This window comes from Paenibacillus oryzisoli (assembly GCF_001653565.1).
Taxonomy (GTDB): domain Bacteria; phylum Bacillota; class Bacilli; order Paenibacillales; family NBRC-103111; genus Paenibacillus_E; species Paenibacillus_E oryzisoli.
On record NZ_LYPB01000090.1, the window covers coordinates 173,268 to 199,252 of the forward strand.

Annotated in this window: 24 protein-coding genes; all 24 read left to right on the forward strand. The window is 45.3% G+C overall.

All coding sequences use genetic code 11. The features are described 5' to 3' along the window. The first annotated feature begins 15 nt into the window (after positions 1-15). The 24 genes from A8708_RS30050 (at position 16) to A8708_RS30150 (ending at position 25,946) form a co-directional block, all read left to right on the forward strand. A complete protein-coding gene (locus tag A8708_RS30050; RefSeq protein ID WP_068669942.1) occupies positions 16-1,548 on the forward strand; it encodes an extracellular solute-binding protein in 1,533 nt (510 codons plus the stop codon). 86 nt (positions 1,549-1,634) lie between these two features. Next, positions 1,635-2,585, forward strand: coding sequence for an ABC transporter permease (locus A8708_RS30055; protein WP_068669944.1), 951 nt, complete (start codon positions 1,635-1,637; stop codon positions 2,583-2,585). Then, on the forward strand, positions 2,586-3,449 hold the full coding sequence (locus tag A8708_RS30060) for a carbohydrate ABC transporter permease (protein ID WP_068669946.1): 864 nt from the start codon (positions 2,586-2,588) through the stop codon (positions 3,447-3,449). Between the two features lie 129 nt (positions 3,450-3,578). Next, positions 3,579-8,663: a family 16 glycoside hydrolase gene (locus tag A8708_RS30065; protein ID WP_068669948.1), complete on the forward strand. Its 5,085-nt coding sequence runs from the start codon at positions 3,579-3,581 to the stop codon at positions 8,661-8,663. A gap of 25 nt (positions 8,664-8,688) precedes the next feature. Continuing rightward, positions 8,689-9,849: a fibronectin type III domain-containing protein gene (locus A8708_RS30070; RefSeq protein WP_068669950.1), complete on the forward strand. Its 1,161-nt coding sequence runs from the start codon at positions 8,689-8,691 to the stop codon at positions 9,847-9,849. Positions 9,850-9,926: 77 nt separating this feature from the next. Next, positions 9,927-10,088: an aldo/keto reductase gene (locus tag A8708_RS30075; protein ID WP_204787673.1), complete on the forward strand. Its 162-nt coding sequence runs from the start codon at positions 9,927-9,929 to the stop codon at positions 10,086-10,088. Beyond that, positions 10,088-10,213: a hypothetical protein gene (locus tag A8708_RS36915; protein WP_275667944.1), complete on the forward strand. Its 126-nt coding sequence runs from the start codon at positions 10,088-10,090 to the stop codon at positions 10,211-10,213. The genes A8708_RS30075 and A8708_RS36915 overlap by 1 nt, the downstream gene beginning before the upstream one ends. A 71-nt stretch (positions 10,214-10,284) precedes the next feature. After that, positions 10,285-11,574: a histidinol dehydrogenase gene (hisD, locus tag A8708_RS30080; RefSeq protein ID WP_068669954.1), complete on the forward strand. Its 1,290-nt coding sequence runs from the start codon at positions 10,285-10,287 to the stop codon at positions 11,572-11,574. 73 nt (positions 11,575-11,647) lie between these two features. Further along, a complete protein-coding gene (locus tag A8708_RS35690; RefSeq protein ID WP_157265123.1) occupies positions 11,648-11,902 on the forward strand; it encodes a hypothetical protein in 255 nt (84 codons plus the stop codon). Positions 11,903-12,018: 116 nt separating this feature from the next. Further along, entirely contained in the window at positions 12,019-12,984 is a 966-nt protein-coding gene (locus A8708_RS30085; protein ID WP_068669957.1) for an acetylxylan esterase, read from the forward strand. Between the two features lie 125 nt (positions 12,985-13,109). After that, positions 13,110-13,493 carry a hypothetical protein gene (locus A8708_RS30090; RefSeq protein WP_068669959.1) on the forward strand — a complete coding sequence of 128 codons (384 nt, stop codon included), beginning with the start codon at positions 13,110-13,112 and terminating at the stop codon, positions 13,491-13,493. Next, the gene (locus A8708_RS30095; protein ID WP_068669961.1) at positions 13,447-14,328 is read left to right on the forward strand and encodes a DMT family transporter; all 882 of its coding nucleotides are present in this window, start codon (positions 13,447-13,449) and stop codon (positions 14,326-14,328) included. Before A8708_RS30090 ends, A8708_RS30095 begins: the two co-directional genes overlap by 47 nt. A gap of 16 nt (positions 14,329-14,344) precedes the next feature. Next, on the forward strand, positions 14,345-14,518 hold the full coding sequence (locus A8708_RS36255; protein WP_204787674.1) for a hypothetical protein: 174 nt from the start codon (positions 14,345-14,347) through the stop codon (positions 14,516-14,518). 88 nt (positions 14,519-14,606) lie between these two features. Further along, a complete protein-coding gene (locus tag A8708_RS30100) occupies positions 14,607-15,632 on the forward strand; it encodes a LacI family DNA-binding transcriptional regulator (RefSeq protein WP_068669963.1) in 1,026 nt (341 codons plus the stop codon). A 223-nt stretch (positions 15,633-15,855) separates the two neighbouring features. Beyond that, positions 15,856-16,857 carry a 5-dehydro-2-deoxygluconokinase gene (iolC, locus tag A8708_RS30105; RefSeq protein WP_068669965.1) on the forward strand — a complete coding sequence of 334 codons (1,002 nt, stop codon included), beginning with the start codon at positions 15,856-15,858 and terminating at the stop codon, positions 16,855-16,857. A 91-nt stretch (positions 16,858-16,948) separates the two neighbouring features. Next, positions 16,949-17,230: a class II fructose-bisphosphate aldolase gene (locus tag A8708_RS30110; protein WP_204787675.1), complete on the forward strand. Its 282-nt coding sequence runs from the start codon at positions 16,949-16,951 to the stop codon at positions 17,228-17,230. A 4-nt stretch (positions 17,231-17,234) separates the two neighbouring features. Continuing rightward, on the forward strand, positions 17,235-18,683 hold the full coding sequence (locus A8708_RS30115) for a CoA-acylating methylmalonate-semialdehyde dehydrogenase (RefSeq protein ID WP_068669969.1): 1,449 nt from the start codon (positions 17,235-17,237) through the stop codon (positions 18,681-18,683). Between the two features lie 38 nt (positions 18,684-18,721). Beyond that, a complete protein-coding gene (locus A8708_RS30120; RefSeq protein ID WP_068669971.1) occupies positions 18,722-19,474 on the forward strand; it encodes an SDR family NAD(P)-dependent oxidoreductase in 753 nt (250 codons plus the stop codon). An 83-nt stretch (positions 19,475-19,557) separates the two neighbouring features. Beyond that, positions 19,558-20,715, forward strand: a complete 1,158-nt coding sequence (locus A8708_RS30125; RefSeq protein ID WP_068669973.1) for a Gfo/Idh/MocA family protein — start codon at positions 19,558-19,560, stop codon at positions 20,713-20,715. A gap of 7 nt (positions 20,716-20,722) precedes the next feature. Beyond that, complete coding sequence (locus A8708_RS30130) at positions 20,723-21,529, forward strand: SDR family NAD(P)-dependent oxidoreductase (RefSeq protein ID WP_239696900.1); 807 nt, start codon at positions 20,723-20,725, stop codon at positions 21,527-21,529. Between the two features lie 54 nt (positions 21,530-21,583). Then, positions 21,584-22,393, forward strand: a complete 810-nt coding sequence (locus A8708_RS30135; RefSeq protein WP_239696901.1) for an inositol monophosphatase family protein — start codon at positions 21,584-21,586, stop codon at positions 22,391-22,393. Between the two features lie 570 nt (positions 22,394-22,963). Further along, entirely contained in the window at positions 22,964-23,749 is a 786-nt protein-coding gene (locus tag A8708_RS30140; protein ID WP_068669979.1) for a GNAT family N-acetyltransferase, read from the forward strand. Positions 23,750-24,081: 332 nt separating this feature from the next. Beyond that, positions 24,082-25,056, forward strand: a complete 975-nt coding sequence (locus tag A8708_RS30145) for an ABC transporter permease (protein WP_068669981.1) — start codon at positions 24,082-24,084, stop codon at positions 25,054-25,056. Positions 25,057-25,079: 23 nt separating this feature from the next. Further along, entirely contained in the window at positions 25,080-25,946 is an 867-nt protein-coding gene (locus tag A8708_RS30150; protein ID WP_068669982.1) for a carbohydrate ABC transporter permease, read from the forward strand. Positions 25,947-25,985: the final 39 nt, after the last annotated feature.

The window sequence follows — 25,985 nt, forward strand, 5'->3', positions numbered from 1 at the left end:
TAGGAGGTTATTTAAATGTCCAATAAGAAAGTACAGAGCCTTACCGTTGCATCGGTTCTAACCTTGGCTATGATCACTGGCTGCTCATCCAATAACGACACTTCTTCTTCACCATCAGCTGCATCCACAGCATCAGCTGCGGCAACAAAACAGCCGACTGTAACACTAAAAATGGCAGTTCTCGAGACGTATCCGGGTGTCACTTTAGACAACAAAACGACTCATTATATTGAGGAGAAGACCAACACAAAATTAGACATCACAGTTATTCCTAGCGGGGATCTTGAGAATAAGCTGCAAGTTATGCTGGCTTCTGGCGACAAACCGGATATCATCCAGTTGAGTACGGATACGCTAGAGATGAAGCTGACCAAATCAAATGTGTTGCTTCCCCTTAATAACTATTTCGATAAAGCGCCTAATCTTAAAAAATTTGGCGATGGCGGCCTATGGGACATTATGAAGCACAGCGATAACAATGTGTATACGATTCCAATTCGCGGCAGCGCGATCGACAATATCCCTATCTATCGCAAAGACTGGCTGGATAAAGTTGGATTGAAGGTGCCAACAACATTGGATGAGTATTACGCTGTAGCCGATGCGTTCACAAACAAGGATCCGGACGGTAACGGTAAAAAGGATACGTATGCGCTAAGCGCCTATACGGCCGGCGGCAATGTTGATTTAGCGTCCATGGATATGGTCTTCAGTGCATTTGGAACGTTACCAGGGAACTGGATTCTGCAAGACGGTAAGCTTGTTCCAGGGGCAGTGGCGCCTGGGGCACTGGATGCGCTCAAATTTTTAAATAAAATGTACAAGGAAAAAATGATTGATCCCGAATTCATCACTGACAATGCGGCTAGATTTAAGGACAAAGTCATAAAAGGTACCGTCGGTGCACCGGTCTACCGGTATTTTTTAATGGATACATCCAATATTAACAATTACTACACACCGCTCAAGCAAAACAATCCAAATGCTGAATTCGTTGAAGGCGGGATTCTCAAGGGACCACAACAAAATGGCATTGGCTACCGTATGCTAACGCAACGCGGTTGGCTCAAAACGGCGATTACAAAGGACTCTAAAAACATTGATGCTGCGATTCGAGTACTTGATTTCTTGACATCGGATGAAGGAAATATGTATGAGAATTACGGTGAAAAAGGCAAGGATTACACCATGGATAACAATATTGTGAAGCCGCTGATCAAGGACGAGGAAATAAAGGCAGCAGGCATTGGACAGTTAAAACTTGCATTCAATTTCATGTATAACCACACCTCACAGCGTTTCCAAGAGTTGTATAAATTCGCTCACACGATCGGTTATCGTAATCCTGCTGACGGACTGGTTATCGAAGACAACTCGAAAGCGACGGAGCTTAGCCAGTTTACTTCTCTCCAGTTTACGAAAATGATCTTGAATGATGGTCCAATCGATGACTTATACAAAGACTTTGTAACGGAATATTACAAACGGGGTGGCACCGACTACACCAAAGCTATGAATGACGCTTACCTGGCAAAAACAAAAAAATAGACGAGTTTGTTACGGAGTACTGGAAAGAGCGGAAGATCGTTTGAATTCCGCTCTTCGCCAGACCGGACAACGGAGAGGGGTGCATCATGGAAACAACGCAAGTAACTGAGAGGAAAAAAACCATCTGGAAGAATAAAACTGTCCTTCACGATCTGAGAAACGATAAATATTTGTATCTAATGCTGTTGCCAGGATTATTGTATTTCCTTATTTTTAAATATGCTCCTCTATATGGCATCGTAATTGCTTTTAAAGACTATGATATTTTTCAGGGGATATGGCAAAGCGATTGGGTTGGATGGAAAAATTTCCAGGATGTCTTTCAATACTCGGATTTTTGGAATATCTTCCGAAATACAATTCTAATCAGTGTATATAAAATTATATTCGGTTTCCCAGCACCGATCATAGTTGCACTATTGCTGAATGAGTTAGGCAACCGTTTCTTTAAGCGAGCGATCCAAACGATTTTATATTTACCTCATTTTATTTCGTGGGTTGTCATTTCAGGATTTATTTTGGCCATTTTATCTCCGAACAATGGCGTCGTTGCACTCGTTTATGAATGGTTTGGCCAAGAACCGCGCAATTTGCTTATTGACCAAGATCTGTTTCGAAGCATACTTGTTGCCTCTGATATTTGGAAGGATCTTGGATGGGGCACGATTATCTATTTGGCGGCGTTGACACAGGTGGATCCCTCGCTTTATGAGGCGGCTATCATGGATGGAGCGGGCAAATGGAAGCAAACGTGGCACATCACGCTTCCATCTATACGAAATGTCATTGTTTTGCTTCTTATTTTGCGTATCGGCTTCTTGATGGGAGCTGGTTTTGAGCAAATATTAGTCATGCAGAACTCTGCTGTAGCAGAAGTCAGCGAAGTTTTGGACACATTTGTTTTTAAATACGGTCTGCAGCAAGGGAACTACAGCTTTGCTACTGCAGTCGGCGTGTTTAATTCTGTTATTGCGCTAATTCTCGTACTTGCAGCGCAATGGGTGAGCAAGTTATTCGGGGAAGAGGGGTTGAGCTAGATGAAACGGCATCGTAATCGTCGTCTATACCCACTCGTCCTCAATATCGGTTTTGTACTTCTTGGCCTGATTATGTTATATCCTTTCTGGTATGTGTTGATGTTCTCCTTAAGCGATCCGACACATGCTTCTGTCAACAAGTTGAATCTATATCCCGAGCATTTTTCATTATCGACATACAAATACGTGCTTTCCCAGAAGTTCCTGTACGTTGGTTTTAGAAATACGTTGATCGTCACGATTATCGGGACACTAATAAGCATGGTGCTTACAATCGGTTGTGCCTACCCGCTGGCTAAAAGCAGTTTGCGTTGGCGCAGTCCTATTTTTTCAATTATTTTTTTTACAATGTTGTTTCATGGCGGTTTGATTCCTACCTACCTCGTCATCAAGCAATTGCATCTGGTTGACACACTGTGGGCGTTAATGTTGCCGTCGGCCGTTAGTGTTTACAACATGCTGATTATGATTAAGTTCTTTAAGGGAATTCCCACTGAATTGATCGAATCGGCAAAAATGGACGGCGCTAATGATTTGTTCATTCTATTGCGCATCATATTACCTTTGTCGGGAGCCGTTAATGCTACGATTGGCTTGATTTACGCGGTAGCCAGGTGGAATGAATATCTGCCAGGCATCATCTACATTCATGATCAGAAAAAACGAGTCTTGCAGGTCGTGCTAAATGGGATGCTTAAAGAGGAATCACTTGCGAATCAACCTGGATTAAGTGATATGGCATCGTCGCCGGAAAGCATTAAGATGGCGGCCGTGGTAGTCAGTATGGTGCCAATTCTGCTCGTCTATCCCTATTTGCAAAAGTATTTCGTCAAAGGCATGCTCATCGGTTCAGTCAAAGGGTAGTGACTACGGAAAATTACACTTAGGTACTGCTAATTGCCTTTACTCTGTAAGGAGGTGATCATAAAAACCCATTATTTCTATTGGTAAAGTGGTGGAATGCATGGTCCAAACTTTTAAGAGGGAAAGGAAGTGTTGCATTTGATAGGAAAGAGATCTAGCAAAACAATCGTTTCTCGATTTCTGATTGCCTTATTACTGTTCACACTAGTACCTGTTTTTCCAAGCCTAACGTCTGAGAAAGCTCACGCGGAAGCCGCATTGCCCTATAGTGAAAACTTTGAAAGCGGAACTGCCGCAGATTGGTCTGTTGTGAACGGCACATGGGCAATCACGAATGATGGCTCAAAGGTTTATCAGACAGTAGCAACTGATTCCATTGCACGAAGTGTATATGGTGATCCAACATGGGATAATTATTCAGTTTCGGCCGACTTCAAGGTTAACAGTTGGGGCTCGACCCAATTTCAAACGGTCGGTTTGTTGACCCGGTATATCGATACTAATAATTATTATTTGTTCACGTATGACCTAGGCGTACTGAATATCAAGAAAAAGGCAGGTGGTGTCATCAGCGTACTGGCGAGCACACCTTTTCCCCTTACTATTGGCTCATGGCATATAATCGAGGCTGTGAGTGATCATTCTCGCCTTAAATTGATGATGGATGGGGTTGAAGTGCTGTCCACAGTGGATTTGACCTTCTCAGCAGGGCCTGCTGCACTTATCACCGCATATGGGAATGTCAGCTTTGATAATATCTCTATAGCGGCTACAGCGCCTTCCTCGGATGGGACAGTTCCGAGTGTTCCGACAGGTGTGGCAGCCCGGGAGACAGCATTTGGCCGTGTCGATATAGACTGGAATGCCGCAACTGACAATGATGCAGTGGCTGGTTATGGTGTATATCGTGATGGCATCCTGCTGGCTAATACATCTAATCGTTATTTTACAGACACACAAGTGGCTCAAGGTACGACATATCAATATACCGTGAGGACGATTGACGCTTCAAATAACTTCTCAGCTTTTAGCTCGGCTGTGGCTGTGACAACGGTGACAACCGCATCAGCGAATACAGTAGGATTACCTTTTACCGACAATTTTGAGCAAGGTGATTCTCATTATTGGACGCTTGTTAACGGCAGTTGGAGCGTAATGAACGACGGAACGAAAGCATTGCGAACGTCTGCGAGCGATTCGATTGCCCGAACGCTGCACGGGTCCAGTACATGGGATAACTATACGGCAGAAACGAAGTTTAAAGTAGAAAGCTGGGGCTCAACAAGTTTTCAGACGGTTGGCTTGATGACCCGTTACAAGGACACGAACAACTACTATCTCTTCACATACGATTTGGGTGTTCTGAACATTAAAAAGAAAGTTGGAGGTGCCATAACCGTATTAGCCAGTATGCCATTTACACTTACTAGCGGAACTTGGTATACACTCCAAGCAGTAACGGATCATTCTCGATTACGTTTGCTGGTCAACGGAAATGAACAATTGTCGGCTGTCGATACAACGTTTACTGTTGGGCCAATGGGACTCATTACCGCGTATGGAGCTGTAAGCTTCGATGATGTGGCGATCCAAGCAGCTGCATTGTCATCGGATACGACTGCACCGAGTGTACCAACAGGCGTTACAGCAACAGAGACAGTGCCAGGACAGGTAACGGTGTCTTGGAATAGCTCAACGGATAACGACGTAGTTGCGGGATATGAACTTCTGCGCAACGGTACTGTGATTGCGGTCAATTCGTCGCTTACTTTCATAGATAATCAAATCGTACCAGGCAACTTATATAGCTATACGGTAAAAGCTTTTGATGCGTCTGGAAATTATTCAGCCCCTAGCAGTGCAGGATCAATTACGACAGCACCTTTCACGAATAATACCTCATTCCGTTCAAACTTGATTGGCGTACACCCAAGGCTGATTGTAAATCCGGGCATGTCGGCTGAGCTACAGCGTAGAACAACGGCTTCTGGATATCAAGGGTTCTATAGCACTATGCTGACACAAGCGAACAACGCGCCTGATACGATAAATTGGTTTTCTTCGGCTGTTGGAAACGATAATAACTGGGAGAATGTGTCCTTTCGGTTACCGACGTTAGCGATGGCTTATAAAGTAACTCAAAACACTGCCTATAAAAACAAGCTGCGTACCTATGTGCTCGATTTGATTAACCGGCCGCAGTGGGGCGATGAAAACACCGATTATGGTGGTTCAGCAGCTAATGCTACCGGATTAATTGGCATAGGGTATGCCTATGACTGGGCTTACGATGCCTTCAGTGAAGCTGAACGCTCGCAAATTGCGGCGAAGCTGAAGCAGCAGTCGAAGAAGCTGTACGACGAGTTTTTCAATCATTTATCAGGCACGCTGGCCTACTGGAAAAGTGATTATCAAAACAATCATCGCCATTTCCGTATCGAAGGTCTTTTGGTTGGCACAAGTGCGATCTTAGGCGATATCGGAGATTCGGAAGTTGCAACGATGTATAGTTTTGCAGAGCAGGAGCTGCAAACACTTGTTGCTCAGATCGCGCCTGATGGTTCCCAACACGAAAGTCCGCATTATATGTCTTATGGAGATGAACATGTCGTTCGTGCAATTGCGTCCTATGCGTCCGTTACAAATAACTCCTCTCTGTGGACCGCATCTGTACACAATATGGGGCAGTTTAAGACATACTTATACGGCCCAGGATATACGACACTTGCTCGCTATGCAGATGACTATAATGGTCGAGGATATTTTAATAACTTCCTATTCAAGCTCGCTTCCCAATATCAAGATGCCAAGCTGCAGGCAATGGCTCTGGCTGCCTATGCTGTCGATCCAATTTCTTACTCCTGGCATGTATGGGACTTCCTGTATTACGATGACACGCTCGTCCCTGATACAACATCGCAGAATCAGTGGGCCTATTTCCCTGATCTGGAAATGGCGAATTTCCGAAGTGGTTGGGAAACGGACGATCTGAGTGTAACGTTGAAGAGCGGGCCACCAGGAGGTCACAAATTAAATGAATGGCGTGATCACATCAGCCCTAATGGAACTTATATTAACATAGGACACGATCGCCCGGATGCCGGTCATTTCAGTATTGATTTTGGCGATAAACATTGGGGAGAGTATCCACCCTATGACAAGATTGACAGATGGACGAAAGATATTAATACGTTGCTAGTCGACGGAGCTGGTCAGAGAGGGGAAGGGAATATCGCTTACTTTCAGCCGTACTCCGATATGAGAGATGTCGCCCAAATCAGCGAGTTTTTTGGAACACCGGGATATGGCTTTACGACGGGCGACTTGCATAAATCATATGTTGACATGAGTCGTATGGATCGAAATGTGATGCTCGTCGACAGCGAGTATGTCATTGTATACGACGATTTGCTTTCAGCGAATGGTGCAAGAAACTACCAGTTCCTATTTAATAACAAAGGTACTTGGACTGGTGATGCAAACAGCGGCTATACCATCACACAAGGTTCGGACAGCATGCAATTGTTCATGCTTCAGCCTGATAATCTTCAAGCCGTATTATCTCCTGCATCTAAGGTGGAAATGGGTACGAATTTGAACGTTAGCAACACAGTACCTTCAGAAAAAGCGAACTTTTTGGGGTTATTTTATCCGAATATAAATGGCCGTTCACTCGATGTGAAACCTCAAATAACGAAAGATTCAGAAGGTACGAAGTTGGTTGTAACCCGTGATGGCGGGAAAACAGACTGGATTGGATTTAGAGAGGTAGGCACAGGAACGCTTACAACGACGGATGCTAAGGCCGATGCAAAATCCCTCGTAGTCACAAAGAACGGTACCACTATCGAAAATGCGATGATGATTCAAGGGACTGCATTGACGCTTCCTAATCAAAGGCTCGTTTTCAGTCAGCCGCTGAATGTACGGTATGAAAACATGACGGGCGGGTTTAAGCTGTGGGCAGAAAATCCTCAAATGACTACCATTACGTCCAGCCAAATGGAGGTTACAGGATTAGTTCCAAATACAATCTACACCTTGCAATGGAGTAACGGCACATCACAACCAGTGACTTCGGATAGTGTGGGTAAAATATCGGTTAACTTAGATCTGACTCAGAACGATTTATCCGTTGTGGTAAGCGGAACGATGTTACCCGATACAAACGCTCCGACGGCACCACATGGATTAAGTGCTGTTTCGACAGCAAGTTATTCTGTAAATCTCAACTGGGACGCTTCAACTGATAATATTGGAGTCAGCCATTATCAGGTGTATAGAAACTGTGCATCGATCGGTACTTCCCTCGGTACATCATTTACGGACACAGGCTTAACTGCATCATCCCGCTACTTCTATTCGGTTGTGGCTTATGATTACAATGGTAATGCATCTGGAGGACTCGGACGCTGTATAAATACGCAGATCACTGACTTACCTCCAAGTATACCAGGTAATTTAGCCGGTGGAATATCGGGCAAATCTGTTGCGCTATCCTGGAATTCATCAACTGATGACAACGGGGTAACAGGATATAAAGTATTCCGTAATGGAACGGAAATCGCAACGGTAACGGATACTACCTACAGAGATTTTAATATCAACTCAACTACGTCGTATTCGTATACAGTGAAAGCATTTGATATAAGGAATAGCTTATCTGGATCAAGCATGCCGTTTGAAATCACAACACCGAACTTCCTAGTCTACGCCAATTTTGAGAATGGTGCTTCTGACTGGACTGTGACTTCTGGAACTTGGAATGTTGTTAATGACGGTAGCAACGTGTATAAGTCTAGTACCACTTTCGACAACTCTGCCGCAATTGGAAGTACATCTTGGACGGACTATACCGTGGAAACGAAAGTAAAGGTGAACAATTGGTCATCCACAAATTCGCCGAATGTTGGTATACGGGCACGGTTTACTGATGTAAACAACTATTATTTTTTCGGTTATAAGAACGGAAACTTGACCATTTTCCGAAGAGTTGGAGGTCAAAATTATGGCGGAATGGCAAGCAAGCCATTTACTTTTGAAAATGGCGTTTGGTATACGTTCAAAGCTGTGGTGCAGGGGACAACACTGAAGCTGTATGTAAATGGAAATTTGGAATTGACGGCAACAAATAGCGTTCTAACATCCGGTAAAGTGGGAATTGATAGCCGCTTCGGTGATTCGAGGTTCGACGAATTTACAGTAACCCAATAAGAGGCGAAAAGGATGTGTTGCATAAATGATAGCAAGGAAACGAAGGAATTCGATGCTGCGCTTTCGTCTACTGAATGTGATTTCGGTGGCAATGTCCCTGTTGTTGCTTACTTCTCATGTAGGTGCGGCTTCAGATACCACACCACCGACTGCACCTTCTGGTTTAACAGCGGAACCAATGTCCGAAAGCACAGTTTCACTTGGTTGGAATGCGGCAACTGATGATATCGGCGTTGATCATTACACCATTTTTCGCGACTGTGCATCTGTCGGAACCACGGTAGGAATGAGTTATACGGACACCGGATTAACGGCATCGACAGATTACTTTTATTATGTTCTTGCCTATGATGCTGCTAATAACGAGTCCGGCGGCGGTGGCGCCTGCGTGACCACACTTGCACCGGACCTAACACCACCTTCCACTCCTACAAGCTTAATAACAAAAATGGAGGGGAAATCAGTCGTGCTGACGTGGTCGTCTTCAACAGACGATCGTTTGATGAATGGTTATCAGGTATATCGGAACGGGGTTCAAATAGGCACAACGAGCAACCTCACGTATACAGATTCATCAATTGCTTCTCTAACGAGCTATTCTTATACAATCAAAGCAGTCGATGATAGTGAAAATGAATCTGCTTCCAGTAGTGCATCTGCAGTTACAACGCCAAACTTTTTGTATTTCACCGATTTTGAGAATGGCGCCGCCGATTGGACTGTCGTTTCAGGGACTTGGAGTACAGTGTATGATGGTGGTCGCGTCTACAAATCTAGTACCACGTTTGATAATTCCTCTAAGATTGGAGAGGGATCGTGGTCCGATTACACCGTAGAGACGCGGGTGAAAGTAAACAGTTGGTCGTCGACAAATTCACCTGATGTAGGTATTCGTGTAAGGTTTACGGATAATAAGAATTTTTATTTACTAGGCTATAAAAATGGTAATTTGGTTATTAACCGTACAGTTGCGGGAACAGGTAATGGCGGCACAAGTAAACCATTTACACTCCAAACGGGACAGTGGTATACGTTCAAGGCAGTCGTTCAAGGCAGTACGCTTAAGCTATATGTAAACGGCAACCTTGAGTTAACTAGAACAGATAGCCTGTTGCCAACGGGCGCAGTGGGAATCGAGAGTCGATTTGGTGATTCTAGGTTTGATAATTTTACTGTTTCACAATGACACGAATGGAGAGCAGGGGCACTTAACGATTTCGCCGCTGACGCTTGGTACAGTTCAGCTTGGCATGCCCTACGGCATTGCTAATCAGCTGGGGTCAGCCGGATGAAGCGATGGCAGCGCGTATGGTGATTCCCGCCTTGAATGGCGGGATCACCTGTCTGGATACTGCGAGCGTTTATGGTAACGCGGAGCAAGTGTTGGGGCGATTTTTGAGGGAGAAACGCGGCCGGGTACTGTGATGACCAAGTTGTTTTTGAATGCGGATCAGGGGACGTCGCTTGCCGACATGGAGCTCCAAATCAAGGAGGGCATCCTTCAGTCGTTAGAACGGCTGCAGCAGTTGCGGATGTGCCTGAATTTGTGAACACGCCTTCCCGCTGGGAGGGTAAATAAACGATAATGATTCACCAAACTTAGAAGAAATGGGAGAACAATATGGCGAAATATGTGAAGCAGGGCCAAGTTCAAACTGGATTTACAATGATGGAGGATGCTGTCTACAAGACGGTTAGAGACGTCATTCAGGATGTAGCGGTCAATCAAGATGCGGCCGTTCGCAAATTGTCGGCGCAATTTGATCAGTGGTCGCCAGAATGTTTTCGCCTTAGCGAGGCACAAATTCAATCGATTATCGCCCGTGTTCCAGACAGGGTCAAAGAAGATATTCGCTTTGCGCAGCAGCAGGTGCGCCATTTTGCACAGCAACAGCTGGGAACGCTGCGCGATCTGGAGGTTGAGACGCTGCCCGGCGTCATTCTGGGCCATAAGCACATTCCCGTTAGCAGCGTCGGCTGCTATATCCCGGGCGGTCGCTATCCGATGGTAGCCTCCGCGCACATGAGCATTTTGACGGCGAAGGTGGCTGGCGTCCAGCGTGTTATCGCCTGTACCCCGCCGATCAAAGGGGAAATCCCAGCGGCAACGGTCTGCGCGATGGCGTACGCAGGCGCAGACGAGATCTACGTGCTTGGGGGCATTCAAGCAATGGCAGCGATGGCGCTCGGGACGGAGACGATCGAGCCCGTCGACATGCTGGTTGGCCCCGGCAATGCCTATGTTGCTGAGGCAAAGCGCCAGCTATTCGGCAAGGTCGGCATCGACCTGTTCGCCGGTCCGACCGAAGTGCTCGTCATCGCCGATCACACGGCCGACGCGGAGATGGTGGCTACCGATCTGCTCGGGCAGGCTGAGCACGGGCCGACATCGCCAGCCGTGCTTATCACGACCTCTGAGGCTCTCGCTCGGGAGACGTTGACTGAAATCGAGAAGCAGCTGCTCAAGCTGTCGACCGCTGACGTTGCCGGCGTGGCTTGGCGAGACTACGGAACAGTAATCGTCGTGGAAAGCCGGGAGGAAGCTGTTCGAGAAGCGGACCGTCTTGCTTATGAGCACGTGGAGGTGCTGATGGAAGACCCGGATTTTTTCCTGGCGAATATGAAAAATTATGGGGCTTTGTTTCTCGGACCTGAAACGAACGTCGCTTACGGCGATAAAGCAATCGGTACGAATCATACATTACCCACCAAAAGCGCTTCCAGGTACACCGGCGGCCTATGGGTAGGAAAATTTTTGAAAACCTGCACCTATCAGCGCTGTACGGAAGAGGCAAGTCATCTGGTCGGCTCATACGTCTCGCGATTATGCGAAATTGAAAATTTCTGGGGTCATAAAGAGCAGGCGGATTTACGTGTACGCAGATATAGTGTCCATGGAGAAAAGGTATGAGAATTGTTTCCTATGTTGAGAATGGCGCGCAGAAAGCAGGCATTTCAACGGAAGTAGGCTTGTAGCCGCTTCCTTGCAAGCTGGAAGAAGTCGTGGAGCTTGGGCCAACACAGCTAAAGAACTTCTACTGCAAGCTGCTGGCCCAGTGCTGAATGATCGTGGATTAGTTTCACCTCAGTTTGTAGCTCGGAATTGGGCTGTCCTTGCCCATGCCCCGACGGATAAGCACCCTTGGTTAATGGCTTGCTTGTACATTCAAGCAGGCCAAGCAGCATGCTATACAACCGTTTTGAAGCTTCCCAGTTGGCGTTATCACCTTTCAGGCTGATCAGATGCCAAAGCGATTCTAAATGATCCCAAAGGTCTCGTCGGGTATTTTTAAACGGAAGATCTGCATGTTAATGGTTCATGTGTAATTAAGGATACTTAAATGGGGGGCTTTGTTTGGACTATTTGACAACCGCATCAAAGGAGTTATTTAGCTATCATCCAGAACTAACCAAAAGGGATGATTTTGATCATTTTTGGCATACGACAATTCGTGAAGCACATCAAAACCCATTACAGGCGAGTCGTACACGAATTGACTATCCTATCCATCATGTTGCTGTATATGAAATTAAATATTCTGGCATGGATAGCACACCGATATATGGATGGATGATTGTTCCTACGTTCTTGCAGAAAGATCGGTATCCTTGTCTCATTCACTATCATGGGTTCAGCGGCAGCCGTGGTGAGCCATCGAGCTATATGAAATGGGTCATGATGGGTTTTGTAGTGATAGCTGTTGATTGTCGCGATCAAGGCGGGCGTACAGGGAATCATGCAGCATATTCAAGCGGGTTTTCGTTAAATGTGGCCAGTAAAGGAATTCATAACAAATATGAATATTATTATCGATATGTTTACATGGATTGCCTGAAGGCAATCGACTTCGCTTGCATGCAACCAGAGGTTGATGACTCCCGCATCGTAGTTGAAGGCGGAAGCCAGGGTGGTGGTTTGGCAATGGCGGTTGCAGCACTTGACCACCGACCTGAGTTAGCTCTAGTTGACGTCCCTAGTAATAGCAATTTAACAGAGCGTGTAGGTGGGATGTACGGTGCGTTTGCTAGTGTAGCTGAATATGTGAAGAAGCATCCTGACCAACTTCATCTCGTTATTGAGAACTTAAGTTATTTTGACACGATGAATATGGCGGATAAGATTAGATGCCGTGTGCTGGCATCGGTAGCTTTGAAAGATGAGACATGTCCACCACTCATGTATTTTGCTACATATAACCGAATTACCAGTGACAAAGATATTGTCATTTATCCATTTAACGGGCATGAGGGTGGAGGGGATATCCAGACAGAGAAAAAGCTAGCGTATGTGAGACAATTCTTTCCTTTATGGTTGGATTGATTAATTAGTCGTACTTACTTTCGATGATGCGTTGATTGCCTTGGTTTTGAAATATACCAGTACCTACATCCTTCTGCTATCGGGCTAATGTTACAAGTGAGGAAAGCCCAAGCGTCTTAAATGAGATGGGATTTCAGTGGGCTAGGAGAGAAGGAGAATTCGTATATGATCCTTCCGTACATCATCACCTCCGTATTCTATCTTTTGAAGCGCCGTTAAAAAAGGATATTAATGAGTTTGCAAAAATGGTGAATCAAGCCAAAGAAGGAAAAATCACCGTTCTTTATTTTCATGGAATCCCTGATCTTGCTCATCCATGGGTTTCCATGGAGCGGGAAGCATTTGAAGCCTATATGGAATATTTGTTAGAAAATAATTTTAAGGTTATTGCTATGAGAGAACTTTCTAATTATATGGATCCATTGAAATTACAGGTGAAAATTCGTTTAGGAGTAAAGCGTAATGTCAGAATGGATATTAGTTATGACAAGTTTGTTATGGGCGGGTAATTTTGTTGCAGGGAAATTTACAGCTGGTCATGCACCCGTCATAATACTGGCTGAGTTACGATACGGAATCGCTGTTGTAGTTATGATCCCTTACATTTGGATAATGGAACGACGATTATTGCCCGTTCGTCAAGCTGTGCCTGCCTTAATCGGCATGGGATTAACAGGTGTCGCACTTTTTACTGTATTCATGTTTTGGGCGTTGGAGCGTACCTCAGCTACCAATATTGGTTTATTATCGACACTTAATCCCATTGCTATTGCTTGCATATCTTATATGTTGCTTGGAGAAAAATTGACCATGCGACAAGCTGTAGGTATGGTTGTCTCAATAGGTGGTGTGTTGTTGGTTATTACACACGGAGAGTGGGATCGATTTCTAGGACTACAATTTAATAAAGGTGATTTATTAATGCTTGCTGCGGTGGCGGTCTGGGGATTATATACGGTCATTGCTAGAAATGCGATGAAGTATATGACACCAATCGCTAGTGCGTTGTGGTCGGGTATATTTGGATTCTTACTATTACTTCCGTTTACAGGGAAGAGCATTACATTTATTGAAGTGTCGCCTGCTTTTTGGGGTGCCATTCTTTACATCGGTATAGGCGCAACAGCGTTAGCCATGGTGCTATGGAATATTGGCGTTCATCGTGTCGGGGGTACGCGAGCTGGAATTTTTCTAAACTTAAATCCGATTTTTACAGCTATCTTAGCTTATCTGTTTTTAGGAGAAAGCATGAACGGAGCACAATGGATAGGCACTCTAGTTGTGATTGGCGGAATGCTGATATTTAGTAGAAACCAAGTAAGAAAATTAGTCAAGGAGAGGTAACTTCTATGCAAGTCAAATGAACTATATCATTTTGCAAATATGGTCACTTCGTCAAGTAAACCATGTTCAGATAAGCATCTTAAGCGGCATGTTGGATATCCTACTGGGCTTATTCCGGCAGCACGAGGTGGTTCTACGCTTGAAAGCTGGAATCAGCAGTAGAGCGGAGAATTGTACAAGTGAAGGCTAGCTAACCAGGGTTTTATGGTCTTGGTTGCCCTTTAGCTTCTTTATGATATGGTCAGTATAACCGATTTTATAGGTGGGAAAGCACGAAAATGGCGACAATTAAAGACATTGCTGAACGAGCGAAAGTATCCGTAGCAACAGTATCATATGTTTTGAACGATACGCGTTATGTATCTGCCGAGAAAAGAAAAAGAGTACTTGATGCCATTAAGGAACTTAAATATGTACCTAATGCGGTCGCTAGGGGATTGCGTATACGGGAAAGCAAGACAATCTGCCTTGTGCTTTCCGATATCACCAATCCGTTCTATCCAGATTTAGCTAGGGCGTGTGAGGAGATAGCACGCAGTAAAGGATTTATTCTTAATATGACCAATACCAATGATCAACCGGGCGCACTGGAGGAAGCAGCCAGGCAACTTCGTGAGGGAAGAGCGGATGGAATGATAGTAACAACCGCGCTGGAATTCGATCGTGAAGTGTTGCAGTCTCTGGCAAGCCAGGGTTATCCGATCGTAATGGCTCACCGTAAGCTGGACGAACTCCCCATAGATTCAATCGTATCCGATAACGAGGGAGGCGGATATTTGGCAACTATGCATCTAATCGGATTAGGACATAAGCGAATTGCCTTCGTTACTGGGGTAAATGGTTCTTCTGTCAATATCTCACGCATGGTGGGATACCGGCGAGCGATGGCGGAAGCAAACTTAGGTGTGTTGCAGGAGTGGATAGTCTCTGGGGAAGCAAAATACAAACCGAGCTACGATGCAGCGGGAGCATTATTGCGATTGCCAGAGAAAGTTCGTCCTACGGCCATTATCAACCTAAGCGATTTGGGTGCACTCAGTGCACTTGACGCTGTTTTGGACGCCAACTTGCGAGTCCCAGAGGATGTTGCGGTTATGGGATTTGATGACTTATTCTTTGCTTCCACCCGCAATGTTCAACTTTCCACCATTCGTATACCGAGGTACGAGCTTGGCAAGCAAGCAGTGGAGCGCCTATTCGAGCGAATGAATAAAAGCTCCGGACTCGGTAAGATGGATACAGTGCTTCCAGTTGAATTGGTAGTACGTAAAACGTGCGGTGCTTACCTAAAGTCTTCAAACTGATAAATTGTCGATTACAGGATTTCGTCATGGAGAAAGCCCTTAAACTAAAGTATAGACATAGAATAAATTCTATATTAACTTTCATCTAATCGATTAGATGATGATTTAGGGGGATTGCGAAAGCTCCAAGTTGAAGCTCTCTTCGTTCAATTATGTTGATAAGAAAAAATAAACTAATGCTCATCGCCATCTAATCGTTTAGACAATACTGGAGGGGTTTCGTTTGACTACCGTTCTACCATTTCATTCCGACCGACCAATAGATTTAATTGGAGTTGGCAGGCTTTGCATCGATTTAAATGCAAATGAAATCTATAGACCGATGGAGGATACGCTAAGTTTCACTAAGTACGTAGGGGGATCACCTGCAAATATTACTATAGCGGCTGCAAGGCTGGGACTTAAAACGGGATTTATCGGACGGGTTTCAGATGATCAGTTCGGCAGGTTCATCATCCGGTATCTAAAGAAGGAACAAATTGACACTTCATCTGTTATTACTGACCGGTCAGGGAGTGTGACAGGGCTTGCCTTCACAGAAATCAAATCGTCTACCGAGTGCAGCATTCTCATGTACCGTGACAATGCAGCTGATTTGAAATTGGAGCCGGATGATGTACGTGAGGCGTATATTTCCAATTCAAAAGCGGTCTTGATTTCGGGTACGGCACTGGCTAAAAGCCCTTCGCGTGAGGCAGTCTTTAAGGTGTTGGAGCTTGCTCGCAAGCATGGAACGGTGGTATTCTTCGATATCGATTACAGGCCCTACTCTTGGGCATCGAAATCGGAGGTTTATACTTACTGTCGGTTGGTTGCCATGCAAAGCGATGTCATCTTGGGGGGGCGTGAGGAGCTTGACCTCATAGAACCAAACCTGTCGGAAAGCCAAGATAGGGATGACATCGAAACAGCGAAGCGCTGGTTCACCCACGGAGCGAAACTCGTTGTTGTAAAGCACGGTTCAGAGGGATCGATCGCCTTTACTCCTGGAGGGGAAACGGTTCGAGCAGGGGTGTTTCCGGCGAAGGTGGTCAAAACCTTCGGTGCGGGGGACTCTTTTGCAGGTGCCCTCATCTATGGTCTGATGCAAGGCTTCTCACTTTCGAGTTGTTTAGAGCTTGGAAGCGCGTCCGCATCGATTGTTGTCTCCAGCCACAGCTGTTCAGACGCGATGCCTGTATTACAAGAAGTTCAATATGTCATTGCTCAACATATAAATCGTTAACGAAAGGAATCGGTTGCCTTGTTAGTTGGATTGAACTCAGTAACCTCTGCGGCTGCGGGTAAGGATTATACGATTCCCGCCTTTAATGTTTTTGGTTATGGAACGTATTCAGTCTAAAGTTGATATTCCTCTGGTTATCCACGGCGCGACGGGTGTGCCAGATGAGCAACTGAAACGACTGATAAAGTACCGTGTAGGTAAAATCAACATAGGCACAGCCTTGCGCATGTCGTTTGGTCGTACCTTGAGAGAAACGATCAATGCGTCGCCATCCGAATTCGATCGAATCAAATGGTTTGCCGAATCTATGATAGCCGTACAGGAAGCAGCAAGCAGGAAACTGCAACTATTAGGATGTAAGGAGAGAGTCTAATCTTATGAACAATCAAGTGCTATCTAATTATATTGGCGGTCGGTGGGTGTCTTCTGAAAGCGGGGTTATAGAGGACGTTCCGAACCCGGCTACAGGAGAGAGAATAGCTATAGTTCCGTTGTCATCCGCTAAGGATGTACAGCATGCTGTGGCGGTAGCCGGCGAAGCATTTAAAGAGTGGAGTACAGTAGCTGTCCCGAAGCGGGCAAGGATCATGTTCCGATTTCAACAACTTCTTGTTGATCATTGGGAGGAACTCGCCCGCTTGATTACCTTGGAGAATGGCAAGAGCTACTCGGAAAGTTATGGTGAAGTACAGCGTGGCATCGAATGCGTGGAGTTTGCCGTAGGAGCCCCCACGCTCATGATGGGAAGCACACTTCCTGATATCGCTACTGGTATCGAATCCGGGATGTATCGGTATCCGCTCGGCGTGGTAGGAGGGATTACGCCATTTAATTTTCCAATGATGGTTCCATGTTGGATGTTCCCACTCGCCATTGTTTGCGGAAATACCTTTGTATTAAAACCCTCTGAGCGAACGCCCCTACTAGCAAACCGGCTTGCAGAGTTGTTCTCGGAAGCCGGTTTGCCTGATGGCGTATTTAACGTTGTTCACGGCAGTAAAGAGGTAGTAAACGAAATTTTGGTGAATGAGGGAGTACGCGCAATCTCCTTCGTTGGTTCGCAACCGGTAGCAGAGTACGTGTACAAGACTGCAGCCGCTCATGGGAAGAGAGTGCAAGCGCTCGGCGGTGCCAAGAACCATTCCATTGTCTTACCGGATGCCAATCTTAGACTTGCAGTTAAAGAGATTACAAATGCTGCTTTCGGTTCGGCAGGCGAACGCTGTATGGCTGCTTCCGTAGTAGTTGCTGTAGGGGATGTTGCCGATCAATTAATTAAAGGCTTGAAGGAAACTGCAAAAGAGATTGTTATCGGTAACGGATTGGAGGAGAAGGTGTTTCTTGGTCCGGTGATTCGCCAAGCCCACAAGGAACGTACGTTCTCTTATGTTCAAAGAGGCGAAGAAGAGGGAGCCAATTTGGTGTTGGATGGTCGATTGGCGGAGCAGACCGATAGAGAGGGGTATTTTGTAGGCCCGACAATCTTTGACAACGTGACACCAGATATGGCCATCTGGAAGGAGGAAATCTTTGCTCCCGTCCTTTCTGTCACTCGGGTAGAGACTTTGGAGGAGGCTATCGCGCTGGCTAATCGTTCCGATTTTGCTAATGGAGCGTGCATCTATACGGACAGTGCTAAGGCAATACGTCAATTCCGTGAGACTATCGATGCAGGAATGTTGGGCGTAAATGTAGGTGTGCCGGCTCCGATGTCCTTCTTCCCATTCTCAGGTTATAAGAAGTCCTTCTATGGTGACTTGCACGCTAATGGGCGCGACGGAGTTGAGTTCTACACACGCAAGAAGACAGTAGTAGCTCGATATTAGAATGGAAACTGTTTACAACCAGGAGGAGATGAAGTTCCATGTTTGATTTAACGGGAAAAAAGGCGATAGTAACTGGAGCAAGCCGTGGGTTGGGAAGAGGAATGGCTGCAGGTTTACATCATGCAGGCGCAGAAGTTGTTATTTTGGATATCAGCGATGATGCGGAAGCTACGGCTAAGGAACTGGGGGCGAGCGGCCCGGCAGTTTATGCAGTAATGGGTAATTTGGAAGATAGGAAAGACCGCGAGCGGGCATTCTCGAATTCTTTGGAGCTGCTTGGAGGAAAGCTGGATATTCTTATCAATAACGCTGGTGTCCATGATCGTAGATCTTGTTTGGACCTACCGCTGGAAGCGTGGGAGAGAGTGATGGAGGTTAATATTAATGCAATCTATCATCTATGCAAGATGGCAGGGGAACTGATGCTGGAACAAAAGAGCGGAAAGATTATCAATATGGGTTCCATGCTTAGTTTTATTGGAGGCTTCAACGCTACTGCTTATGCCGCCAGCAAGGGGGCCGTGGCTCAATTGACTAAGTCTCTCTCCAACGAATGGGCCGGTCATGGAATCCAAGTGAACGCAATTGCACCGGGGTACATGGATACAAGCATGAACAAGGATCTCCATGCCGATGCTGTGCGTTATCCACAGGTTACATCACGCATTCCGGCCGGGCGTTGGGGAACGCCCGAGGATCTGCAGGGCATAGCTGTGTTCCTGGCGTCACCAGCATCCAGTTACATTACGGGCACGGTCATCCCTGTCGACGGCGGCTATTTGGTCAGATAAGCACATGTCCGATGTGCAGTCGAGTAGAATAGATGATCTAATGCAGAACAATCATATATCTAAACCGTAGGGTGGGGGAGTACATGACCGTTAAAGTGGCAGTAGTGGGGGTGGGTTTTATCGGTACCGTTCATATCGAGGCGCTAAGACGGTTGAATGGCGTGGAGGTAGCGGCTATTATGGGCTCCACCCAGGAGAAATCCAAGCAGAAAGCTGAACAGCTTGGGGTACCCAAGTATTATTGGAATTATGATGAATTATTAAACGATTCCGAAATTGAAAGCGTCCATATCTGTACTCCTAATAACATGCACTTTGAAATGTGTAAGAAAGCTTTGTTGGCAGGGAAGCATTTGGTTTGCGAGAAGCCGCTTGCAATGAGCGTTGACGAAGCTCAGCAATTGAGTAAACTGGCGCTGCAAAGCGGTTTGATTCATGCGATATGCTTCAATGTACGTTATTATCCCTTGCTTCAGCAGTTGAAATCCATGGTACTACATGGGGAATTAGGTGAGATTTATGCGGTAAACGGTTCCTACATGCAAGACTGGTTATTTTTCTATACGGACTATAACTGGCGGGTTGAATCGGGCCTTTCGGGGAAATCACGTGCAATTGCAGATGTCGGCTCCCATTGGATGGACTTGCTCGAAAGCACGACCGGATTAAAAATTACCGAAGTCATTGCAGATTTTTCAACGGTTCACAAAACACGAAAGAAGTCATTGCATGCCATGGACACCTATACCGGTAAAGTGGTACATTCTGATCCATCCCTGTATCGGGAGGTTCCAATCGATACGGAGGATTATGCTAACGTACTGCTCCGCTTGGATAATGGCGCAAAAGGCTCGTTCACCGTCAGTCAGATTCATGCCGGCCGAAAGAACCGGGTGTATGTCGAAATAGCGGGTACGAAGCAGACCGTTGCTTTCGATTCCGAACATCCCAACTACCTGTGGGTTGGCAGACGAGATGGAAACAATCAGGTAATCATGAAGGATCCCTCGCTGCTGCATACGGAGGTTCGCCGTTATGCCGATTATCCTGGAGGCCACAATGAAGGATACCCCGATACCTTCAAGCAATTGTTTAAGGAAATTTATGCAGCAATGACTTCTAAAGAACACAAAATCGGTACTAAGGTTTATCCGGATTTTAGTGATGGGTTGCGTGAACAGATGCTATGCGAGGGTATTGTCAGGAGCCATCTGGAAAGCAAATGGGTTTCTATATTATAAGAGGGAGATGGAACAAATAATGGCCGCTATGACAAATGCAAACGGACTTCTTCAAGGTAAAATCTCGCTGATAACCGGAGCTGGTTCAGGAATCGGAAGAGCAACAGCAATGGCTTTTGCCGAACAAGGGGCGAAGATATGCCTTATTGACCGGGATCTGGATCGTTTGTTGGAAGTTAAAGAAGAGTTGCTTGGGATTGGCGCTGAAGTATTAGCGATAGAGGCCGATGTACAAGACAGCTTCCACTTAAAGCAGGCTATCGATAAGGCTGGAGAATGGAAGAACGGGTTGGACATCGTGTTCTCCAATGCAGGGGTTGTAGGGTTTCTGACTTCTATTGAGCAAATGCCGGAAGAAGAATGGCGGCGAATCCTTGACATTAACCTAACGGGAGCGTTCCTGACGCTGAAGTATTCAATCCCATGGATGAAGGCTATAGGCGGAAGTATAATTATGAACAGTTCCATACATGGCAGCCGGGTATTTAACAGTTATGGGATGACTGCTTATGCCGCTTCGAAGAGCGGGATGAATGCGTTAGCCAAGATGGCTGCAGCAGAACTATCCCCCAATAAGATTAGAGTGAACCTTATTTGCCCTGGGGCAATCGATAGTCACCTAAATGATAATCTGATCCGATCCGAGGTATTATCGAAAGTAGGAGTACCGGTTGAATATCCTGAAGGCAAATATCCATTTGGCAGAGGTACACCCAAACAAGTGGCAAAGTTGGCCGTATTTCTGGCGTCGGACTTGTCGGATTATATGACTGGCTCAGAGATAACGATTGATGGTGTCAGATCCTTAGTCTAGGCATGTCATACTTGCCAAATAAACTTAAACGTTGAATTAGGAGGACTTTCTGTGTTGTTGGAGACCGCAAAGAAGGCAGCGAGAGAAGCGGGAAAGCTCATTCGTTCTCGCTTTGAAGCTGATTTTATAACGGAAGAGAAGAGCTCAAGCTTTGACATCGTGACGGACGTGGATAGAGCCTCAGAAAAACTGATCAAGGATTATATAATGGCTAGTTATCCGGATCATTCTTTTCTTGGTGAAGAAGAAAGTTATGGAGACGAATCGGCACTTCACTCGACATTAGAGAGTGCCTCAAAACAGCCTTATTTATGGATTGTTGATCCCATTGACGGTACAAGTAATTATGCACATGGGCTTCCTGGATTTTCTGTATCCATTGCGTTAGCGTGCTATGGAGTATTGACTCTGGGTGTCATTTACGATCCCCTGAGGGATATCTTGTATTGGGCGGAAGATGGAAAAGGAGCTTGGTGCGGTGGGAAACCAATATCTGTGTCGAGTAATGAAAATATTGCCGAATGCATATTAAGTACAGGTTTTTCCAGTGATCTCCGGGCACGAAAAGCTGTATTAGAGAGTATTCAAGTGTTTGGGGAACAGTGCCGCACGATTCGTTCGTTTGGATCTGCAGCCCTTCACTTGGCTTACGTCGCATCAGGGAAAATCGCTGCCCACTGGCAATACGGACTAAGTGTTTGGGATATAGCTGCCGGGGTTTTACTGGTACAGGAGGCAGGAGGCAAGGTATCCAATATGTCAGGTAAAGCATATTGTTTAACAGATAAAGATGTGCTGGCAAGTAATACGGAACTGCATTCCGCTCTATTAGCTAATCTACAACCGCTGCCCCTAATCCAGTAAAGTAAATCTCTTTTAGATCTGAGATGTGTATTGATTAATGTTACTACGTAGCTCTTGAGATCTAGTATGCCAATCCGCTGTTTAGGGGAGGGGGAAGTTGTCTGAAACCGGTTGAGTCAGAGTTACTTGAGGGAGGAAATCATCCGGAGCATTTCCCCGACTTTCCGAGTATGATTGGGAAACCGTACCGGCCAGGTTGGTGGAATTTGTTGCCGAGCATTGCAGCAGCAAGAAATTCATTACGTTTGAAAAGCCATCCTATTTTACTCCGAAATGATTATACATAATTATGCATGTGCTTTAAAGTTAGGCATTTATTTTTATTAACGATTTATGAAAACAATAAAGACGGAGCGTCGCGGGTTATAGTAAGGTTGCTAATTCATGAGCAGCAAAATAATTATTAGCCACGATAAGCTAAAAGATACGGAAAGGTTCGAAAACATTACTTTGATGTTCATATTCCGCTTGCCAAAACTAATGTCAATTTCTAAGTTTAATGTTATAAACACCACATTAAGTATAGAATAACACTATGCAGTACAATCAATTATGTTAGCGAGGTTATACATGTTAACTGCGGAGAAGATTAAACAAAACATGATTCGCATTATGAAACAAATGAGCGCTGCTTGCCCACGTATCACATACGTTAATGCTCCAGGAGTGAATCGATATGAAAGTGATCTTCCCCATTCGCTATTCAATCGAGTAATCGCCTATCAATGTATGGAATCAGAAACCGCCATTGGCGACATCGAAGTGATTGCCAGCCATTATCGTGCACGTAACCTCCCTTTCTCTTGGTTGGTCTGGTCGCATGACGACGAAGCCCGCGACTTGGCGAGGGTACTTGAGAATCTCGGGCTTACAAAATCCAGTTATTCGCCAGGAATGTCGCTTCCTCTTTCTAACTGGACGTTTAATACGACAACGATTCCCAACTTCGAGATTAAACCAATCCGTACAACATTGGAATTCGCATGGTTCAAGGAGATTGTGCTTCCCACATTCGGCTTAAAGGGAGATACAGGTGATGTATTCATGCAAATTAATGAAGCGATAGGAACAAATGATCAAACGATATTACAGCACTATGTCGGCTTTTTGGACGGCCATCCTGCAGGAGCTGCAACCGCATTCCAAGAAGGTGATACGATTGGTATTTACAACGTTGCAACGGTAGAAGCGTATCGGCGCAGAGGTATTGGAAGTGCTATGACAGCGCATGCGATTCGTGAAGGACAAGTCTCTGGCGCACAGTTAGCCGTGCTGCAGTCGAGCGAATTAGGAGTAAACGTGTATCGAGAACTCGGATTCAAAGAAGAGGTCGCAATCGAGTTTTATCTAGGATAACGATTATAGAAATAGTTTGGGGCTCTCCCTTTAGTCGAATGACTGAGGGATAGCCTTTTTGTTGTTGAGAGAATAAGAAAAAGGTCATATATGAGCTATAAGAAGTCATAGTCCCTATATACTAATTGGATCCTTGATACCTTATATTGATAAGGGATATGAATAAGAATTATTGTAACATCATTGTTATTGGAGGAGGCGTTTCCGGAACTATCGCTGCAATGGCTGCCGGCCAGATACTCAAAGAAGCATTTCATGAAATAGCCCAAGAACCAAGTTAAGAAGCATCCTACGAAGCAATACAAAGAGCTGACAGCAAGGAGACATGGAGTATGGAACTCAATACTGTGACCGCACAATCAAGCACAACGCCTTTAAAGAAAGCTGTTAAATCTCAAAAATGGCGTGGCTACACATCCAATTTTCGTTCCTATTGGGATTTATATTTGCTGATGGTGCCCGGGATTGTTTATTTTATTATTTTTAAGTATTTGCCTATGGCCGGAATTGTTATTGCTTTCCAGGATTTCAGCATTTTTAACGGCTTTACTGGAAGCGAGTGGGTCGGGCTGGAGCACTTCCGCAAGATGTTCGAAGACCCGCAATTTTATACGATTTTTCGAAATACGTTGTTGATCAGTTTGTATAAAATCATTTGGGGTTTTCCGGGGCCGATTATTTTGGCGCTGCTGCTCAATGAAATTAAATATGTATTTTTTAAGCGGACGATTCAAACCTTGGCTTATTTGCCTCATTTTCTATCTTGGGTCATCTTGGGCGGCATTCTCATTACTGTCTTATCACCGACAACCGGCACGATCAATAAGGCTCTCATATTCATGGGCATGGAACCAATTTTTTTCCTAGCTAACCCATCTTGGTTCCGAACCGTTCTGGTTGCAAGCGACATTTGGAAGGATATGGGCTGGGGTGCGATTATCTATTTGGCGGCATTGGCCTCTATCGATCCGCAATTATACGAGGCAGCGGTTGTAGACGGTGCCAACAAGTGGAAGCAACTCTGGCATATTACGCTCCCTTCACTTACGAGCACGATTATTATTTTGTTTTTGCTGCGATTAGGACATGTACTGGATGTTGGGTTCGAGCAAATTTTTATTTTATACAATTCACTGGTATATGAAGTGGCCGACGTATTCGAGACCTATGTGTACCGTGTCGGTATCGCACAAGCAGAATTCAGTTATACCACGGCAATAGGGCTATTTAAGTCGATAGTCAGTCTTCTATTTGTACTTGTTGCGAACAAGTTGGTGAAGTGGTTCGGACAAGATGGCTTGTACTAGCAGCGGAAAGGAGGTGTTAAAGGATGTTAGTCTCCAGAGGAGAAAAATGGTTCTCGGCTTTGAACCATACGGTTTTAGTTGTATTCTCGTTGCTCGCATTAGCGCCATTCCTTCATATTGTGGCCCAATCGTTCAGCAATCAGCAAGCAGTCATTTCAGGGATCGTGGGTTTCTGGCCGATAGGTTGGAATATCGATGCTTATAAAAATGTACTAAAAGATACGGCCTTTATCAATGCGTTCAGTGTAAGCGTGAATCGCACAGTAATTGGTACATTGCTCAGTGTGGGCCTGACAAGCCTGCTTGCGTATCCTTTATCGAAATCCTATATTCTAGGTCGACAATGGATTCAATTCATGATTGTGTTCACGATGCTGTTCTCTGGTGGACTCATACCGACTTATTTGGTTGTGAAAGAAGCTGGATTAATCGATACCTTCTGGGCTTTGATCATTCCTGGGGCGATCAGCGCCTTTAATGTGATTATTATGCGCAGCTTCTTTCAAAGCGTACCCATTGAATTGGAGGAATCCGCTCGGATGGACGGGTGCAGCAATATCGGGATCTTGTTCCGAATCGTGCTTCCCTTGTCGATGCCGGTCATCGCAACCATAGCTCTGTTCCACGGTGTGGCACATTGGAATTCATTTTTTGATGCAGTGCTGTATTTGAATAAACGTGATCTGCATCCGTTGCAAATGTATTTGAGAGATTTGATTCTGTCCAATGAAACAAATCTGGAGACAAGGGCGATGGAGAAGAATTCGGCAGCCATCGAATCCTTGAAGGCAGCAGCCTTAATTGTAAGTACGTTACCCATTGTCATGGTATACCCTTTCCTTCAGCGTTATTTCGTTAAAGGTGTTTTAATAGGTTCAGTAAAAGGATAATGGCATAGGTTGAAAAATGGTTTGCATGATATACCCATA